16 protein-coding genes are annotated in these 16,534 nt (G+C 69.3%); 8 read left to right on the top strand and 8 right to left on the bottom strand.

Annotation, left to right across the window (positions count from 1 at the left end; all coding sequences use genetic code 11):
• Positions 1 to 33: 33 nt before the first annotated feature.
• Both M2421_RS16215 and M2421_RS16210 read right to left on the bottom strand, forming a co-directional pair.
• Complete coding sequence (locus tag M2421_RS16215; protein ID WP_259208656.1) at positions 34 to 2,262, bottom strand: S9 family peptidase; 2,229 nt, start codon at positions 2,260 to 2,262, stop codon at positions 34 to 36.
• A 156-nt stretch (positions 2,263 to 2,418) separates the two neighbouring features.
• Entirely contained in the window at positions 2,419 to 3,108 is a 690-nt protein-coding gene (locus M2421_RS16210; protein ID WP_259208655.1) for a glutathione S-transferase N-terminal domain-containing protein, read from the bottom strand.
• A gap of 108 nt (positions 3,109 to 3,216) precedes the next feature.
• On the opposite strand from M2421_RS16210, the gene M2421_RS16205 reads away from it, so the two are divergent.
• Together M2421_RS16205 and M2421_RS16200 are read left to right on the top strand one after the other, a co-directional pair.
• On the top strand, positions 3,217 to 3,852 hold the full coding sequence (locus M2421_RS16205; protein WP_259208653.1) for a TIGR00645 family protein: 636 nt from the start codon (positions 3,217 to 3,219) through the stop codon (positions 3,850 to 3,852).
• A 187-nt stretch (positions 3,853 to 4,039) separates the two neighbouring features.
• Positions 4,040 to 5,056, top strand: a complete 1,017-nt coding sequence (locus tag M2421_RS16200) for an energy transducer TonB (RefSeq protein WP_259208650.1) — start codon at positions 4,040 to 4,042, stop codon at positions 5,054 to 5,056.
• Between the two features lie 54 nt (positions 5,057 to 5,110).
• On the opposite strand, the gene M2421_RS16195 is transcribed toward M2421_RS16200, so the two are convergent.
• Positions 5,111 to 5,365 carry a hypothetical protein gene (locus tag M2421_RS16195; RefSeq protein ID WP_259208648.1) on the bottom strand — a complete coding sequence of 85 codons (255 nt, stop codon included), beginning with the start codon at positions 5,363 to 5,365 and terminating at the stop codon, positions 5,111 to 5,113.
• 79 nt (positions 5,366 to 5,444) lie between these two features.
• Between M2421_RS16195 and M2421_RS16190 the strand changes: the two genes are divergently transcribed.
• Positions 5,445 to 6,248 carry a helix-turn-helix transcriptional regulator gene (locus M2421_RS16190; protein ID WP_259208646.1) on the top strand — a complete coding sequence of 268 codons (804 nt, stop codon included), beginning with the start codon at positions 5,445 to 5,447 and terminating at the stop codon, positions 6,246 to 6,248.
• A gap of 114 nt (positions 6,249 to 6,362) precedes the next feature.
• Here the strand turns inward: M2421_RS16190 and M2421_RS16185 are convergent, their stop codons facing one another.
• From M2421_RS16185 to M2421_RS16170, 4 genes are all read right to left on the bottom strand, one after another.
• The gene (locus tag M2421_RS16185) at positions 6,363 to 7,547 is read right to left on the bottom strand and encodes an ABC transporter permease (RefSeq protein ID WP_259208645.1); all 1,185 of its coding nucleotides are present in this window, start codon (positions 7,545 to 7,547) and stop codon (positions 6,363 to 6,365) included.
• The gene (locus tag M2421_RS16180) at positions 7,544 to 8,290 is read right to left on the bottom strand and encodes an ATP-binding cassette domain-containing protein (RefSeq protein WP_259208642.1); all 747 of its coding nucleotides are present in this window, start codon (positions 8,288 to 8,290) and stop codon (positions 7,544 to 7,546) included. Before M2421_RS16180 ends, M2421_RS16185 begins: the two co-directional genes overlap by 4 nt.
• Complete coding sequence (locus tag M2421_RS16175) at positions 8,287 to 9,798, bottom strand: alpha/beta hydrolase (RefSeq protein WP_259208640.1); 1,512 nt, start codon at positions 9,796 to 9,798, stop codon at positions 8,287 to 8,289. The genes M2421_RS16180 and M2421_RS16175 overlap by 4 nt, the downstream gene beginning before the upstream one ends.
• 102 nt (positions 9,799 to 9,900) lie before the next feature.
• Entirely contained in the window at positions 9,901 to 11,070 is a 1,170-nt protein-coding gene (locus M2421_RS16170) for a GGDEF domain-containing protein (protein WP_259208638.1), read from the bottom strand.
• A 121-nt stretch (positions 11,071 to 11,191) separates the two neighbouring features.
• Here M2421_RS16170 and M2421_RS16165 point away from each other — a divergent pair, with 121 nt between their 5' ends.
• Entirely contained in the window at positions 11,192 to 11,821 is a 630-nt protein-coding gene (locus M2421_RS16165) for a hypothetical protein (RefSeq protein ID WP_259208636.1), read from the top strand.
• Positions 11,822 to 11,903: 82 nt separating this feature from the next.
• Here M2421_RS16165 and M2421_RS16160 read toward each other — a convergent pair whose 3' ends face one another.
• Positions 11,904 to 12,653 carry a ferredoxin--NADP reductase gene (locus tag M2421_RS16160; protein WP_259208634.1) on the bottom strand — a complete coding sequence of 250 codons (750 nt, stop codon included), beginning with the start codon at positions 12,651 to 12,653 and terminating at the stop codon, positions 11,904 to 11,906.
• A gap of 104 nt (positions 12,654 to 12,757) precedes the next feature.
• Between M2421_RS16160 and M2421_RS16155 the strand changes: the two genes are divergently transcribed.
• Genes M2421_RS16155 through M2421_RS16140 form a run of 4 tightly spaced genes read left to right on the top strand, consistent with a single transcriptional unit; the run spans position 12,758 to position 16,357 of the window.
• Positions 12,758 to 13,717: an ABC transporter ATP-binding protein gene (locus tag M2421_RS16155; protein WP_259208633.1), complete on the top strand. Its 960-nt coding sequence runs from the start codon at positions 12,758 to 12,760 to the stop codon at positions 13,715 to 13,717.
• The gene (locus tag M2421_RS16150; RefSeq protein ID WP_259208631.1) at positions 13,714 to 14,514 is read left to right on the top strand and encodes an ABC transporter permease; all 801 of its coding nucleotides are present in this window, start codon (positions 13,714 to 13,716) and stop codon (positions 14,512 to 14,514) included. The genes M2421_RS16155 and M2421_RS16150 overlap by 4 nt, the downstream gene beginning before the upstream one ends.
• Complete coding sequence (panE, locus tag M2421_RS16145; RefSeq protein ID WP_259208629.1) at positions 14,514 to 15,452, top strand: 2-dehydropantoate 2-reductase; 939 nt, start codon at positions 14,514 to 14,516, stop codon at positions 15,450 to 15,452. The genes M2421_RS16150 and panE overlap by 1 nt, the downstream gene beginning before the upstream one ends.
• 2 nt (positions 15,453 to 15,454) lie before the next feature.
• The gene (locus tag M2421_RS16140; RefSeq protein WP_259208627.1) at positions 15,455 to 16,357 is read left to right on the top strand and encodes an NAD-dependent epimerase/dehydratase family protein; all 903 of its coding nucleotides are present in this window, start codon (positions 15,455 to 15,457) and stop codon (positions 16,355 to 16,357) included.
• The last annotated feature ends 177 nt before the right edge of the window (positions 16,358 to 16,534 follow it).

Below are 16,534 nucleotides of genomic sequence, written 5' to 3'. Positions count from 1 at the left end.
TGTCGTGCCGGTGGTGCGGTGTGCGGGCTGCGCTTACGGTGCCAGGCAGCGCCCCAGGAAGTCCTCGGCCAGGCGGTAGCGGTGCAGCGCATTGCTGCCCGACAGACCGTGCTTGGCGCCCGGGTAGGTCATCAGTTCGAACGGCTGCCCGCGCTTCTGCAGTGCGCTCATCAGCGAGGTGGAATTGGTGAACAGCACGTTGTCGTCGGCCATGCCATGGATCAACAGCAGGCGCGAGCGCAGCCCGTCGATGTGGGCCAGCACGCGCGCCGCTTCATAGCCCTTCGGGTTGTTGGCCGGCAGGTTCATGTAGCGCTCGGTGTAGTGACTGTCGTACAGCCCCCAATCGGTGACCGGCGCGCCGGCCACGCCGCAGGCGTAGGTATCGGAGGCCTTGGCCAGCAGCATCAGGGTCATGTAGCCGCCGTTGGACCAGCCCTGCACGCCGATGCGCGCCGGGTCCACCCAGGCCTGCTGCTTGAGCCAGGCCACGCCACGCAGCTGGTCGGCCACTTCCACCGTGCCCTGCACGCCGTACAGCGCGCCACCGAAGTCACGGCCGCGGCGCGGGGTGCCGCGGTTGTCCAGCGAGAACACCACATAGCCGTGCTGGGCCAGGTACTGGTTGAACAGATGGTCGCCGCGGCCGGGCCAGCTGTCGGTGACGGTCTGGCTGGCCGGGCCACCATAGACGTACACCACCACCGGGTAGCGCTTGGCCGGATCGAAACCGGCCGGCTTGATCAGGCTGTAATGCAGGTCGGTCGTGTTGTCGGCCGCCTTGAGGGTGCCGAACTCCACCGGGCGCTGCGCGTCCAGGTAGCGCGCATACGGGTGCTGCGGATCCTGCAGGTTGTTCTCGACCAGCGTGGCGATCTTCTCGCCGTTGGCGCGGTACAGCGCGATCTGCGGCGGCGTGGTGGTGTTGGACCAGCTGTCCACGTAGACGCTGGCATTTTTGGCGAAGCTGGCGCTGTGCATGCCCGGCGCCTGCGACAGGCGCCGCGGCGTGCCGCCCTGCAGCGGCACCGCATAGATCTGGCTCTCGCGCGGGGAGTCCACGCCGGCACGGAAGTAGACCGTGCCGGCCGCTTCGTCCACGGCCAGCAGTTCGTCCACCGGCCAGGCGCCGGCGGTCAGCGCGGTGACAGTCTTGCCGTCCTCGGACACGCGGTACAGGTGCTCGTAGCCGGTGCGCTCGGAGGACCACAGGAAGCCGCCCTGCTTGAGGAAGCGCAGGCTGTTGTGCAGCGGCACCCAGGTCGGCGAGGTTTCGCTGACCAGCGTGTGCTGCGCGCCACTGGCCAGGTCGGCCTGGACCAGGTCCAGGTGCTTCTGGTCGCGCGACTGGCGCTGGAAGGTGAGCCGTTGCGGATCGCGCCAGTCCACGCGCGCCAGGTAGATGTCCGGGTTGCGGCCGAGGTCGATCCAGCGCGGCGCGGCATCGGCCCTGGGCGCGATCACGGCCAGCCTGACGGTGACGTTGTGGTCGCCGGCAGCCGGGTAGCGCTGCTCGATCATCTCGGTGCGGTCGGCGTACATCTCATAGCGCTTCTGCACCGGCACCGGGCTTTCATCGATGCGGGCGAAAGCGATCGCCGAATCGTCCGGCGCCCACCAGTACCCAGTGTGGCGGTCCATCTCTTCATCGGCGACAAACTCGGCCACGCCATTGCCGATGGTGTCGCTGCCATCGCGGGTGAGCTGGATCTGCCGGCCGCTGGCCAGGTCGATCACCCACAGGTTGCGCGCCCGCACGAAGCTGACAAAGCCGCCCTTGGGCGAGAGCTTGGCATCGGTGGCAAAACCTTCGCCGTGGGTGAGCTGGCGTACCGCCGCCTTGCCCTGCTTGCCCAGGTCGTACAGGTACAGCTCGCCGCCGAGCGGAAACAGCAGCGTGCGTGCGTCGGGCGACCACTGGTAATCGACGATGCCGGTCATCGCGGCGATGCGCTGGCGCTCGCGGCGGGCCTTCTCGGCGTCGCTCAGGGTTTCTTCGCCCGGCAGCACCACCTTGGAGTCGACCAGCAGGTGGGTCGTGCCGCTGGCGATGTCGTACGCCCACAGGTCCAGCTGGTTGCGGTCGGCGTCCTTGCCGCGCAGGAAGCTGACCTGCGAGCCGTCCGGGGCGACCTTGGGTTTCATCAGGGTCGGGCCGGACAACGGCAACGGGCCGGTGATGGCGTCCAGGGTCAGCTTTTCAGCGTGGGCGAGCGTGGTCGAAGCGAGCATGAGGGCAAGTGAAGCAAACAGGTGGCGCATGAAGGATTCCGGCAGCGTCTGGACGTTCCCCGCCCGCCTGGGGCGGCGGGGAGCAGTTCATCCTAACCAAAAGCCTTGCGGTCGTGCCGGGGTGGCCGGTGCCCCGGCCGCGCCAGGCATTGCCGGGCGCTGGCCATCGGCCGGCACTTCCCGGGCTCAGCGCTGGCCGAACAGGTGCTTGCGCTCTTCTTCGCTGAGCGGCTTGCCGGCATCCGGGTTGACCTGCTGGCGCAGCGCGTAGGCACGCTGGGTGGCCGGGCGCGCGGCGATGGTCTCGTGCCAGCGCTTGAGGTGCGGGAAGGCGGCAAAATCCACGGGCAGCTTGTCGTAGGCGCCGATCCACGGGTAACTGGCCATGTCGGCGATGCTGTAGTCGTCCCCGCCGAGGAAGGCGCTGTCGGCCAGGCGCTTGTCCATCACCCCGTGCAGGCGGCGCACCTCGTTGTTGTAGCGCTCGATGGCGTAGGGGATCTGCTCGGGCGCGTAGACGTTGAAGTGGCCCATCTGCCCGCTCATCGGGCCCAGCCCGGCCATCTGCCAGAACAGCCACTCCAGCACCGCCACCCGGCCGCGGGCATCGGACGGCAGGAAGCGGCCGGTCTTCTCGGCCAGGTACAGCAGGATCGCGCCGGACTCGAACACGCTCTGCGGGGCGCCGCCGTCGGCGGGCTGGTGGTCGACCAGGGCCGGCATCTTGTTGTTGGGCGAGATCGCCAGGAATTCGGGCTTGAACTGGTCGCCGGCGCCGATGTTGACCGGCTTGATCTGGTACGGCAGGCCCAGCTCTTCCAGCAGCAGCGTGACTTTGTGGCCGTTGGGGGTGGGCCAGTAGTACAGATCGATCATGGCGACGCACTCGCGGATAGGGAAGCTGGAGTCTAGTGCGTCGGTTGGGTGGCGGCGTCATCGCGGACCCGTTAACCTGCCGCGTCCCCCGCAACGCAGCATTCCAGCATGAGCGCCACCGAGAAGCCCATCAGCCCCCTGTCGTCCCTGATCTTCGCCTCGCGCTGGCTGCAGCTGCCGCTGTACCTGGGCCTGATCCTGGCGCAGTGCGTGTATGTGTTCCTGTTCGGCAAGGAGCTGTGGCACCTGCTGCACAAGGCCAACAGCATGGGCGAGCAGGAAATCATGCTGCTGGTGCTGGGGCTGATCGACGTGGTGATGATCTCCAATCTGCTGGTGATGGTGATCGTGGGCGGCTATGAGACCTTCGTTTCGCGCCTGCGCCTGGAAAACCACCCCGACCAGCCGGAGTGGCTCAGCCATGTCAATGCCAGCGTGCTCAAGGTGAAGCTGGCGCTGTCGATCATCGGCATCTCCTCGATCCACCTGCTGAAGACGTTCATCGCCGCCGGCAGCCTGGACAGCCTTCCCTCCTGCAACAGCGATGTCTACATCCAGGCCGTGGCGACCGCTGTCGCGGCCGCGGGCCCGACCGCCGCCGCTGCCTTCAAGTGCACCGCCTTCACCTCCACCGGGGTGATGTGGCAGACCATCATCCATGCCGCCTTCATCCTGTCGGCGATCGGCATCGCCTACACCGACAAGCTGATGAGCGGTACGCCCAGCAAGACGCTGTCGCACTGACGCTTGCCCGGCGGCGCCGGCATCGGTCACGATGCCGGCCTGCCCTCGCCGCCCGGCCCCAGGCCGGGCGCGGTGGTGCTAGATTGCACACCTGCAGTACTGCCGTGGACGCCGGGAAACGTCCATGGGCCTCGGCCAGCCTGACCGCATCGGGCCTTACGTATCGTCGTCTTCAAAGGGGAGTTGGATGTCGCACGTCAACACGATCGCCAAGGCGCGCCTGCTTGCGCCGCTGACCTTGCTGGTGGCCCTGGCCGCCTGCTCGGGCAAGGACGAAACGGCTCCGGCCGCACCCGCCACACCGGCCGCAACGCCCGCCGCCGCACCGGTCGCCGCACCGGCGGTGTCGGCCAAGGTCCAGTCGATGGGCACCGAGGAACTGCGCGACCTGGCCAGCAAGGCGCTGCGCGAGAACCGCATGTACGCCCCGGCCGGCGACAACGCCATCGAGTACTACCTGGCGCTGCGCGACAAGACCCCCGATGACGCCTCGGTCAAGAGCGCGCTCACCGACCTGCTGCCCTACACCCTGATCGCCGCCGAGCAGAGCCTGAGCCGCGAGGACTTCGCCGAGTCGCAGCGCCTGGTCGCGCTGATCGAGAAGGTGGACGCCACCGCGCCGGCGCTGCCGCGCCTGAAGCAGGGCATCACCGGCGGCATGCAGACCGCCCTCAAGCGCACCCAGGAAGAGACCGACAAGGTCAAGAAGGACGCCGAGAACCGCACCAAGCAGCTGGCCGACCAGCAGCGCCAGGCCCAGCAGCAGGCCACCGAAGCCGAAGCGGCACGCGCCATCGCCGCCCAGCAGGATGCCGCCCGCCGCGATGGCGAGCGCCAGGATGCCGAACGCCAGGCCGCGACCCGCCGCGAGGCCGAACAGCGCCAGCAGGCCGCCGCTGCCCAGCAGGCTGCCGCCGCACGCCAGGCTGCCGCACCGGCGGCCGCGGCGCCGAGCCTGCGCCCGGTCAGCACCCCGGCCCCGCGCTACCCGGCCGAAGCGCTGCGTTCGGGCACCTCCGGCGAAGTGCTGGTGGAGATCACCGTCGGCACCGACGGCTCGGTCACCAACGCCCGCGTGCTGCGCGCGACGCCGTCGCGCGTGTTCGACCGCGAGGCGCTCAACGCGGTCAAGCGCTGGAAGTTCGAACCGGTTGGCGCCCCCGTGACCACCCGCCGCACCCTGGCCTTCGCGCCGGGCGGTTGATCGCCGCAGCATTGCCGTCATGGGAAGGCCCGGAGCGATCCGGGCCTTTTCTTTTCAGCGGTCGGCGTCGACCAGGTCGCGCAGGGCGGGATCGCGCGGGACGAGGATCTCGAACAGGCCCAGCGCATGCAGCCCCGGCAGCAATGCGCGCAGGTCGGACGCGGCGCTGGCGCGTGCACCCGCGCTGGCAGCGGGGTCCTGCAGTACCCGCGCATTGGCAAGGAACGCACCCACGCTGCCTTTGCGCACGATGATGCCGTCGCGGTGCACATGGTCCTGGTGGTCGGGGAGCAGGTCTTCGGGGCGCATGGTGGGCGACCTTTCATCGGGAGGCGCTCCAGTGTCCGATCCTGGGGCCGGCCGTTCTGTCGTATAACTGCCAATTGATATGGCAAATCAGACATCCTCCGCCCTGATCGACCCCACGCTGGCCGACGCCGCCCACGGCCCGCTGCTGTTCGCTGCCAGCAACCACCCGGCGGTGGGCCCGCGCCGCACGCCGCGCCACCAGCACGCGCGTGGCCAGTTGATCGGTGCGCGCCAGGGCCTGTTGCAGATCGAGGCCGGCAGTGCGCACTGGCTGCTGCCGGCCGGCCACCTGGCCTGGATCCCGCCCGGCCTGCCGCACGCGTTGCTCGCCCCGCAGGGCTTCGATGGCTGGAGCCTGTACTTCAGTGCTGCGGCCAGCGCGCGCCTGCCGGCCGATCCCCGCGTCCTGTTTCCCGACGCGTTGCTGCAGGCGGCGATCACCCGCGCGCTGGCCTGGCGGCCTGCAGCGCTGGATGCTGCCCAGCAGCGCCTGGCCGAGGTGATCGTGGATGAGCTTGTCGCCAGCGCGCCCTTGCCGCTGGCACTGGCCCAGCCCCGTGACCGCCGCCTGCGACAGGTGGCACGGGCATTGGCGCAGCAGCCGCATGACGGGCGCGAGGTGGAGGCGTGGGCCGCACGGATCGGTGTCTCCGCCCGCACGCTGGCGCGGCGCTGGCAGGTCGAGACGGGCATGGGGCTGGCGCAGTGGCGGCAGCGCCTGCGCGTGCTGCATGCGCTGCCACAGCTGCTGGCCGGCGACTCGGTGACGCGCACCGCGCTGGGCCTGGGCTACGACACGACGAGTGCGTTCATTGCCGTGTTCAAGCGCGAGATGGGGACGACACCGGCGCGGTACGTGCGCAGCCGCGGCGCGACGGCATGATGTGGGGGAGCCACGCGATGCGTGGCTGCAACGTCGACCGCAGGTCGCTGACGGGTCGGCAACGCGTGGCGGATCCGCTCGGGGCGATGGCACTGTCGCCATCGCCCCGTTCGCTCAACCGGAGATCGCCAGGCGCTCCTGGTGGTAACGGCGCACCGCCGCGTACCACAGCACCGCTGCCAGGCCGAAGCCTGCCGCCAGGTACACGCCCCACATCTGCGCGCTGATCGCCTCGTGGCGGATGATCTTCAGCAGCATCTGGTTCTGCGCCAGGAACGGCACCGCAAACTGCCACAGCTCGCTCTTCAGCGGGTACACCATCAGCGCATAGCCAGGCAGCATCGGCAGCAGCATCAGCCAGGTCATGTGGCTCTGGGCTTCCTTCATGCTCTTGGCCGCCGCCGACAGGAAGGTCAGCAGGGAGGTGCCGATGAACAGCATCGGCAGCATGATCAACAGCATCTGCGCCATCGGCAGGAAGCCCATGTTGAGTTGCCGCCCGGCCCCGCTGCTGGAGAGCTGCGCGCTCAGCTTGAAGGCCAGCAGGGTGAGCAGCAGCGAGGCCATGCCGACCACGCAGGCGGCCACGATCTTGCCGCTGACGATCGCGCTGCGCGGTGCCGGGGTGGCCAGCAACGGTTCCAGCGACTGCCGCTCGCGCTCACCGGCGGTGGTATCCATGACCAGGTAGGCACCGCCGAGGAAGGAGGTGATGGTGAGCAGCACCGGCAGCAGGAAGGACAGCACCTGGCCACGCTTGGCTTCGGCGGTGGCGAGGTCCTGCGTGGCCAGGTCCAGCGGCCGCGCGACCTGGGCGTCCACGCCACGGGCGAGCAGCCGCAGCGCGCCCACCTGCTGGTTGTAGCCGGCCAGGGCGGTCTGCAGGCGCATGCTGGGGATATCGGCAGCGCGGCGGGTGCTGTCCTTGACGATCTCCACCAGCGCCGGGCGGCCTTCCGCCCAGTCCTTGCCGAAGTCCGGGCTGATCCGCAGCGCGACGTCGATCTGCTGGTCGCGGATCGCCGCGGTCAGGTCCTTGGGCGCATCCACCGCGTTGAGCCCCTGCGCGGCCAGGAAGCGCACCAGGTTGGGGGCGTTTTCACGGCCGATGGTGGCGATCTCCAACGGCTTGTCGATCTGGGTCTTGACCCGGCTCTCGGCCAGCTTGCCCATGCCCAGGATCAGGATCGGGTACAGCAGCGGGCCCAGCAGCAGGGTCAGCGCGAGGGTGCGGCGGTCGCGGGAAAGGTCGCGCAGTTCCTTGCGCATGACAGTCAACAACGTGGCGAACGAACTCATGCGTGCAATCCTTCTTCCGAACCGATCACCTTGACGAAGGCATCCTCGAGATTGTCTTCCCCGGTCTGCGCGCGCAGCTCATCGGCGCTGCCGGCGGCCATCACCGTGCCGTGCGCGATGATCACGATGCGATCGCAGAGCGCGGCCACCTCCTGCATGATGTGGCTGGAGAAGATCACGCAGCGGCCCTCGTCGCGCAGGCCGCGCAGGAAGCCACGCAGCGCGCGCGTGGTCATCACGTCCAGGCCGTTGGTCGGCTCGTCGAGGATGACGTTGCGCGGGTCGTGCACCAGTGCGCGGGCTATCGCGGTTTTGGTGCGCTGGCCCTGCGAGAAGCCATCGGTCTGCCGGTCCAGGATGTCGTCCATGTCCAGCGCCTTGGACAGCACCCGGGTGCGCTCGCGGATCTGCGCCGCGCTCATGCCGTGCAGCTGGCCGAAGTAGGCGATGTTCTCGCGCGCGGTCAGGCGCTTGTACACGCCACGCGCGTCGGGCAGCACGCCGAGCCGGCGGCGCACGGCGACCGCGTCGGCGGCCGCGTCGATGCCATCCACCAGCACCTTGCCCTGGTCCGGCGTCATCAGCGTGTACAGCATGCGCATGGTGGTGGTCTTGCCGGCGCCGTTGGGGCCGAGCAGGCCGGTGATCTGGCCATCCTCGGCATGGAAGCCCACGTTCTCCACCGCCTTGATCAGGCCGGTCTTGGTCTTGAAGGCTTTATGCAGGTTCTCGGCGACGATCATGGTGCCCATCCGTTGAACGAAGTGAAGGCCGGCACCGGGCTCAGTGAGTCCAGGCAGGTGGCGTCGAGCGACTTGGCGTCTGCCTTGTCCATGAACTGGCCGAGCAGGCGCGGCATGCAACCGGCGTTGAGGGTGCCGTGGCCCTGGCCCTTGGCGACCAGGTGACGGCCGTTGGGCAGGGTCTTGAGCACCTGCTCGGCGTAGCGCGGCGGGGTGACCGGGTCGAACTGGCCGGACAGCAGCAGCACCGGCAGGTCGCTCTTCAGCGGCGCGGTGAAGTCTTTCGGGCGCGTGCCGACGTTCCAGCCCGGGCACGCGGCGAAGAACATGCGCGCCACTTCCGGCCCAAGCAGGCGGTCACTGGTGGCCGGCTCCTGGTACCGGTCGGCATCCTCGGCGCAGATCACCGACCACTGCATGCCACGATTCATCTGCACGCCCAGCGAGCGGCCGGCCATTTTGCTCAGCGACGCAAGCGAGGCGTAGCGGCCATGCGCGGCTTCATCGAGCACCACCGGCAGCAGCGAGGACAGCTCGGGCATGTACGAGAACATGAAGGCCAGGCCGGTGACCGAATCGGCGGTGAGCACGTCGCGCTTGGCCTCGGCGGTGCCCGGGTCGCGGTACTCCACCTCGACCGGAGCCTTGGCCAGCGCGGTCATCACGTTCTTGAGCTGGGTGCGCGTGTCCACCGGGAAGCGCTTGGCGCAGACCGGATCCTTGCGGCACTGTTCGGCCTGCAGGTCGATGGCCGCCTCGAAGGTATTGGCGAAATCACCGCCGACCACCACGTCGTTCGGGGCCACGCCATCGATCACCACCGCGCGGGTGTGCTGCGGGTAGTGCACGGCGTACTGCTGCGCCACGCGCGTGCCGTAGGAGCCGCCGATCAGGTTGATCTTGTCCACGCCCAGTGCCGCACGCACCGTGTCGATGTCGGCGATGGCCTGGGTGGTGGTGTAGAAGCGCGTGTCGGCGCGATCGGCCAGCGATGCGGCGCACTGCCGCGCGAAGTCGGCGATCAGCTGGGTGGAGGGCGTGGCGGTGTCGTCCAGCGTCATTTCCTTGCCGTCGGCACCCACGCAGGTCAGCGGATTGGATTTACCCGTGCCGCGCTGGTCCACCAGGATGATGTCGCGCTGCTTGCGCACTTCGCGCAGGGCCAGGTTGATCACCGCGGCCACCTCGGTGGCCGCCTGCCCCGGCCCGCCGGCCAGGAAGAACACCGGGTCGTGCTTGCCCTCGCCTTCGTTGCTGGTTTCCAGCCACGCGATGTTCAAGCCGATCTTGCGACCGTCGGGCGCGGCCGGGTTTTCGGCCACGTGCAAGGTGGTGCACTGCGCTTCGACGTTGTCGCTGGCCTGGGTGCTGGTCAGCGTGCACGGCTTGAACGTCAGGCGTCCGTACTGGCGTTGCGCCGCATCCGGCGCGGCCTCCGGGGTAGCCTGGCAGGCGGCCAGCAGCAGCAAGGCTGCACCGGTCGCCAGGGGACGGCAGGAAACTCGCATGTTCGATCGCATCCTGGATTGAAGGGGTTCAGCATGCCATGACGACAGGGCAGGCTGGATGTGACCGATGCCATGCCGCGGCGTCGGCGGGCGGCGCAGCGATCAGGTGGCGGCCACTGGCGCGGCACTGACGGTGCGGTCGCGACCGTCGGCCTTGGCCTGGTAAAGCGCGGCATCGGCGGCGGCCAGCAGCGCCGCGAGATCGTGCTGCCCCGATCCCACCGCCAGCCCGATGCTGGTGGTGACCTGCACCTGCGACGTGCCCACCTGCGCCGGATGCCGGCGCAGCTGGGCGTGGATCGTCGCGGCAAGCTCGACCGCCCGGGCATGCCCGGCGCCCGGCAGCAGGACGACGAACTCTTCGCCCCCGTAGCGACCGAGCAGGTGCTGCGGGCTGGACATGCAGCTCACCAGCACCTGCGCGACCTGCTGCAGGACGCGGTCGCCACACTGGTGGCCCCAGCGATCGTTGATCTGCTTGAAGTGATCCACGTCCAGCAGCAACAGCGCCATCGGTTGCTGCGCGCGGAGGCCGTGCTGCAGGTGCGCCTGGCCATCGGCCAGCACCGCGCTGCGATTGAGCAGCCCGGTCAGGCCATCGGTGCGCGCGGCGCGGCGCAGGTCCACCAGCATCCGCTCGACCAGCAGCAGGACCAGGGCGAAGCAGCGCGCCAGTTCCAGGAAGATCCCCGCCAGGTAGGTGGCGAACATCGGCGCGCCGGCCCGGAAGATGTCCTGCCCGGCACCCGGTGCCACCGGCAGCCACAGCCGCACCAGGTACACCCCGGCTTCGGCGGCGAAGATGGCAGCGGCAAGCCGGCAGCTGGTGCGCTGCGCCGGCGGTGCATGGCGGACCAGCAGCCAGGCCATCCAGCCGTTGACCAGGACCGCGAACAGGCTGGCCACGTTCAAGCGGATCGCCAGGTTCGGGAAGGGCACCACGAACACCACGATACCGGCGACATACACACCGGCCAGCAGGGCGGGCTGCCACGGTGGCAGCCGCCGCTCCAGGTGGCGGGCCACGCCATAGAGCATCAACACGGCCGACAGGGCGAGCACGGCGTTGCCGAAGATGACCAGGGGCACGACGGGCAACTGCGCGCGCAGCGCGACCGAGGTCAGGCTCAGCGCAAGCAGCCACAGGCTGGCCGTCCACAGGCGCAGTGCCGGCTGCCCGCGCAGCACCAGCAGCAGCAGCGAAAAGCCGAGTGCGATGCCCAGGCACAGCAGGTAGCCGAGCACGGCAACGGTGGGGAAATCCAATGACATGTCGCCTCGGGCGCCGGAGGGGCGGCCGCAGTTTACTGTGCGGCAAGGCGCGATGCCCGGGCGGGGAAGCCAGCCCCTGACGTACACTCGGTGGCTACCTCAATGCGCGAAAGGAATCGTCATGCAGCCTGCCGCAGATCCCTCGCCGTGGACCGAACTGGTCCAGGCCCTGACCGCCAGCGGACTGGCGGACCAGGTGTGCAGTTCGCCGGCCGATGCCAGTTGGCGCCGGGATGGCGCGCTGCCCGACGATGCCCCCTCCGCAGCGCAGTTCGAGGCGTTGCTGCCGCAGGCCTACCGCACCTTCGTGGCAGCGCACGGCTATCCCCTGCTCGCCGTGCCCGGCGAACTGCACTATGGCTTCGCCTTCCTGCCGCCGCTGGCCGCACGCCAGGTGAGCACGCTGATCGCCGATGAGGAACGCGACTTCGCCGAGGTGCGCGCGGCGCGGCGCGCCGGCCAGTACACCTGGCGGTACGTGATGTTCGCCGGCTGGAACTTCGCCGATGGCGATGGCTGGGCGTTCGGGGTTGATCCGGAGGCCGAGGACGACGCCGAGCCGGTGGTGTGGCTGCTGGAAGGCGGCGTGGTAACGGAGGAAGTGGGCACGTTCCAGCAGTGGCTGGCCGAACGCGCCGCCGATGTGCGCAGCCGCGTGGAAGCACTGGATGCCGATGCGCTGGCCGAAGCCGCCGCATGGGAAGGCGACTACGCCTACGGGCCACAGGATCTGGAAGGCTTCGACGGCTGAACGCCGCCCCCGACGCAGGCATGGCACGGCCGGAGGCTGCGCCGTGCCACCGGCTGGCGGCACGGGCCAGGCCCGCAGCGGATTACTTGCTGCTGACGTACTTCTCCCGCCGCACCTGCGGCGTCGGCAGCCCGGCGTCCTTCAACGCCTCGAAGGTGGCATCCACCATGTCCGGGTTGCCGCAGAGGTAGGCGATGTCGGTGGCCGGGTTGGGCGCGAACTCGGCCAGGTGCTGCTGCACGTAGCCATGGCGCACGTCCGGGTGCGGGTTGTCGGGCAGCTCGCGGGACAGGCACGGCACGTAGCGGAAGCCCGGGTGGGCGTCGGCGAAGGCGCGGAAGTCGTCGCTGTAGAGCAGCTCGGCCGGGGTGCGGGCGCCCTGCAGCAGGACCACCTCGACGCCACGCTCGACCATGGCGGTCGCCAGCAGCGGCAGCATCGACCGGTACGGGGTGACCCCGGTGCCGGTGGCGATCAGCAGGTAGCGGCCATTGTGGTCGCCCGGCTGCAGGCAGAACCGGCCGAACGGGCCGCTGGCGGTGACGTGGCCGCCGATGTCCAGGCCCTCGAACAGGGCCGTGGCGGCGCCGCCGGGGACGAAACTGACCGCGATATCGACCGCTTCGCCCGCGCCGAGGGCGTGGTTGTGAATGGTGGCCAGCGAGTAACTGCGCTTGGCGGCGGTGCCGTCGGCGTACTCGAAATGGACCTGGATGAACTGGCCGGGCTGGAAATCCAGCGGCTGGCCGTCATCACGCAGGAACTGGTAGTGGCCGACGGTCGGGGCCAGCATGCGCCGGTCGACCAGTTTGAGGGGGAATTGGGCAGGCACGACTTTTCGGGACAGTGTGTAGCCGGGGCAAGCCCTCGGGGTCTTCTATAATAGCCCCTCCCCGCCCCTATCCAGCGCCAGCCCATGGGCGCGAAGGCAAGAGCTTGGCTTCCCAGAACACTCCCGCGCCCTCCGCCGCCCCCGCCCTGCGGGTGCGTGACCTCCGCAAGACCTACGACAACGGCACCCAGGCGCTGAAGGGCGTCTCGCTGGACGTGGCCCCGGGCGACTTCTTCGCCCTGCTGGGCCCCAACGGCGCCGGCAAGTCCACCCTGATCGGCATCATCAGCTCGCTGGTGAACCTCAGCGAGGGCCAGGTCGAGGTATTCGGCAGCGACCTGGTGCGCAACCGCAGCGCCACCATGCGCCTGATCGGCCTGGTGCCCCAGGAAATCAACTTCAACCTGTTCGAAAAGCCCTTCGACATCCTGGTCAACTACGCCGGTTTCTACGGCGTGGCCCGCGCCGAGGCCGAGAAGATGGCCGAAGAGGAGCTCAAGCGCGCCCACCTGTGGGAAAAGGCCCAGGTGATGAGCCGCACCCTGTCCGGCGGCATGAAGCGCCGGCTGATGATCGCCCGGGCGATGATGACCCGCCCGCGCCTGCTGATCCTGGACGAACCCACCGCCGGCGTGGACATCGAGATCCGCCGCGACATGTGGCGCGTGCTCAAGGAGATCAATGCCGCCGGCACCACGATCATCCTGACCACGCACTACCTGGAAGAAGCCGAGCACCTGTGCCGCAACCTGGCCATCATCAACCACGGCCAGATCGTCACCCAGGGCCCGATGCGCGAACTGCTGGCCAAGCTGGACGTGGAAGGCTTCCTGTTCGACATCGACGGCAGCCTGCCGGCCCAGCTGCCGGAGATCGAGGGGGCCACGCTGATCGCCACCGACGGTCACACGCTGGACGTGGACATGCCGCGCGCGATGGACCTCAACCGCGTGTTTGACGCGTTGAACGCGGCGGGCATCCGGGTGCGTTCGATGCGGACCAAGAGCAACCGCCTGGAGGAGCTGTTCGTGCGCCTCACCGGCAACCAGGAGAACGCGGCATGAGCACTACCCCGACCCCCGTCCTCACCGACGGCCAGCGCAACCGCATCGCCCTGATGACCATCGTGCGCCGCGAAGTGGCGCGCATCCTGCGCATCTGGGGCCAGACCCTGGTGCCGCCGGCCATCACCATGACCCTGTACTTCCTGATCTTCGGCGGCCTGATCGGCTCGCGCGTGGGCGAAATGGGCGGCTACAGCTACATGCAGTTCATCGTGCCGGGCCTGGTGATGATGAGCGTGATCCAGAACAGCTACGGCAACATCAGCTCCTCGTTTTTCGGCGCCAAGTTCGGCCGCCACGTGGAAGAGCTGCTGGTGAGCCCGATGCCGAACTGGGTGATCCTGTGGGGCTATGTGTCCGGTGCGGTGCTGCGCGGCCTGATGGTGGGCGTGATCGTGCTGATCATCGCCATGTTCTTCACCCCGGTGCGCATCCCGCACCCGCTGGTGACGCTGACCACGGTGCTGCTGGGCGCGACGATCTTCTCGCTGGCCGGCTTCATCAACGCGGTGTACGCCAAAAAGTTCGATGACGTGGCGATCGTGCCGACCTTCATCCTGACCCCGCTGACCTACCTGGGCGGCGTGTTCTATTCGGTGAAGCTGCTGCCCACCTGGGCCGAGGCCGCCACCCACGCCAACCCGATCTTCTACATGGTCAACGCCTTCCGCTACGGCCTGCTGGGCACCAGCGACGTGCCGCTGTGGGTGGCCTACGCGCTGATGCTCGGTTTCGTGGTGGTGCTGACCGCGCTGGCGCTGTGGCTGCTGAAGCGTGGTGTGGGGATGCGGAGCTGATGCGCATCCTGATCCTCGGCGCCGGCGGTACCGGCGGTTATTTCGGTGGCCGCCTGGCCCAAGCCGGCGTGGACGTCACCTTCCTGGTGCGCCCGCCGCGCGCGGCGCAGCTGGCCAGCGAGGGGCTGGTGATCCGCAGCCCGCTCGGCGATGCGACGTTCCCGGTACAGCACGTCACCGCCGAGGCGCTGCCGGCGCTGGCCGCGGCGCAGCCGTTCGACCTGGTGATCCTGAGCTGCAAGGCCTACGACCTCGCCAGTTCCATCGAGGCCATTGCGCCGGCGATGGGGCCGCGGACCACGGTGCTGCCGATCCTCAACGGGCTGCGCCATTACACCGATCTGGATGCGCGCTTCGGCCGCGACGCGGTATTGGGCGGGCTGTGCTTCATCAGCGCGACCAAGGCCTCCGATGGCGCGGTGGTGCATCTGGCGCCTGCGGCCAAGCTGACCTTCGGCGAGCGCGACGGCACCGGCAGCAGCGCACGGGTGCTGGCGCTGGCGGCGGCCTGCGTGCAGGCCGGCGTGGACCACGTGGCCACCGATGCTATCGGCCAGGAGCAGTGGATCAAGTACACCTTCCTGACCACGCTGGCGGCGGCGACCTGCCTGATGCGCGCCGATGTGGGCACGATCGTGGCCACCGATGACGGCGCGGCGATCGTGCGCGGGCTGTACGACGAATGCCTCGCCGTGGCCGACGCCGCCGGCGAGCCGATTCCCGCCAAGGCGCGCGAGATCGCCCTGACCGCGACCACGCAGGCCGGTTCGGCGCTGAAAGCCTCGATGCTGCGCGACCTGGAGGCCGGCCAGCAGGTCGAGGCCGAGCATATCGTCGGCGACATGCTGGTCCGCGCGCGTGCCGCCGGGCAGGCGGCGCCACTGCTGGCCGTGGCCTATGCGCACCTGCAGGCCTACCAGCAGCAGCGCAAGGGCTGAGCATGGCCGCCGACGCCGCGCCGGCACGCGTGCTGGTGCTGGGCCTGGGCTACGGCGGGCGGCATCTGGCCGCGCTGCTGCACGCACATGGCATTGCGTGCAGCGGCACCGTGCGCGATCCGGCCACCGCGCCGGCCGACGGCGTGCCACGCCATCGCCTGGCCGAGGGATGCGCCATCGATGCGGACGTGCGTGAGGCGATCCGAACGGCCGACGCGATCCTGTGCAGTGTCCCACCCGATGCCGAGGGCGATCCTGCGCTACGGCTGCTCGGCGAAGCGCTGCACGATGCACCGTCGCTGCGCTGGGTGGGCTATCTCTCTTCGACCGCCGTGTATGCCGACCGCGATGGCGGCTGGATCGACACGCACTCGACGGCCGATGCCACCGACGACACCGCACTGAAGCGCCTGCGTGCCGAACAGCAGTGGCAGGCCGTGGCGCGGGCGCGCGGCCTGGCCTCGGCGGTGTTCCGGCTGCCCGCGCTGTACGGACGCGGACGCAACGCGCTGGTGCAGTTGGCACAGGGCAAGGCGCGGCAGGTCGTGCGTCCGGGCCAGGTATTCAACCGGCTGCACGTGGAAGACCTCGCCAGTGCGGTACTGGCCGCGATGCGCCGGCCGCAGGGCAACGCGCTGTATCTGCCGGCCGACGATGAGCCGGCGCCGCCGCAGGACGTGCTGGCGTACGCAGCGGCGCTGAGTGGCCTGCCGTTGCCTGCCGCGCTGGCCTGGGATGACCCGGCCGTCCCTGCCTCGCTGCGGCGCTTCTACGGCAGCAACAAGCGCATCGACAGCCGTGGCACGCGCGAGGCGTTGCAGTGGCAGCCGCGATTTTCAACCTACCGCGAAGGGCTGGCCGATGCGTGGGCAGCCGGCGACGGGGTCGTCACCGCCCCCGCGTAACGCCGGGCCATGCTCGGCGGCTTTTCGGTGCGGTGTCCGGGTGGCGGGCTTCGTAGCCGCTGTTTCAGTATGGGCGCTGCACTGAATACGCCCGGTGTGGGCCGCGCGTTGCGCGGTTGCCGAGCATGGCTCGGCACTACCAGATCAGGCACTGTCGCGCGTTGCGCGGTTGCCGGG

This window comes from Stenotrophomonas sp. BIGb0135, assembly GCF_024810105.1.
Taxonomy (GTDB): domain Bacteria; phylum Pseudomonadota; class Gammaproteobacteria; order Xanthomonadales; family Xanthomonadaceae; genus Stenotrophomonas; species Stenotrophomonas maltophilia_AB.
Note: the sequence above shows the minus strand (reverse complement) of the source record. Positions and strands in the feature narration are given on the sequence as shown.

Coding starts and splice junctions, on each gene's coding strand:
- M2421_RS16215 (WP_259208656.1), bottom strand. CDS start 2,262: ATGCGCCACCTGTTTGCTTCACTTGCCCTCATGCTCGCTTCGACCACG.
- M2421_RS16210 (WP_259208655.1), bottom strand. CDS start 3,108: ATGATCGATCTGTACTACTGGCCCACCCCCAACGGCCACAAAGTCACG.
- M2421_RS16205 (WP_259208653.1), top strand. CDS start 3,217: ATGAGCGCCACCGAGAAGCCCATCAGCCCCCTGTCGTCCCTGATCTTC.
- M2421_RS16200 (WP_259208650.1), top strand. CDS start 4,040: ATGTCGCACGTCAACACGATCGCCAAGGCGCGCCTGCTTGCGCCGCTG.
- M2421_RS16195 (WP_259208648.1), bottom strand. CDS start 5,365: ATGCGCCCCGAAGACCTGCTCCCCGACCACCAGGACCATGTGCACCGC.
- M2421_RS16190 (WP_259208646.1), top strand. CDS start 5,445: ATGGCAAATCAGACATCCTCCGCCCTGATCGACCCCACGCTGGCCGAC.
- M2421_RS16185 (WP_259208645.1), bottom strand. CDS start 7,547: ATGAGTTCGTTCGCCACGTTGTTGACTGTCATGCGCAAGGAACTGCGC.
- M2421_RS16180 (WP_259208642.1), bottom strand. CDS start 8,290: ATGATCGTCGCCGAGAACCTGCATAAAGCCTTCAAGACCAAGACCGGC.
- M2421_RS16175 (WP_259208640.1), bottom strand. CDS start 9,798: ATGCGAGTTTCCTGCCGTCCCCTGGCGACCGGTGCAGCCTTGCTGCTG.
- M2421_RS16170 (WP_259208638.1), bottom strand. CDS start 11,070: ATGTCATTGGATTTCCCCACCGTTGCCGTGCTCGGCTACCTGCTGTGC.
- M2421_RS16165 (WP_259208636.1), top strand. CDS start 11,192: ATGCAGCCTGCCGCAGATCCCTCGCCGTGGACCGAACTGGTCCAGGCC.
- M2421_RS16150 (WP_259208631.1), top strand. CDS start 13,714: ATGAGCACTACCCCGACCCCCGTCCTCACCGACGGCCAGCGCAACCGC.
- panE (WP_259208629.1), top strand. CDS start 14,514: ATGCGCATCCTGATCCTCGGCGCCGGCGGTACCGGCGGTTATTTCGGT.
- M2421_RS16140 (WP_259208627.1), top strand. CDS start 15,455: ATGGCCGCCGACGCCGCGCCGGCACGCGTGCTGGTGCTGGGCCTGGGC.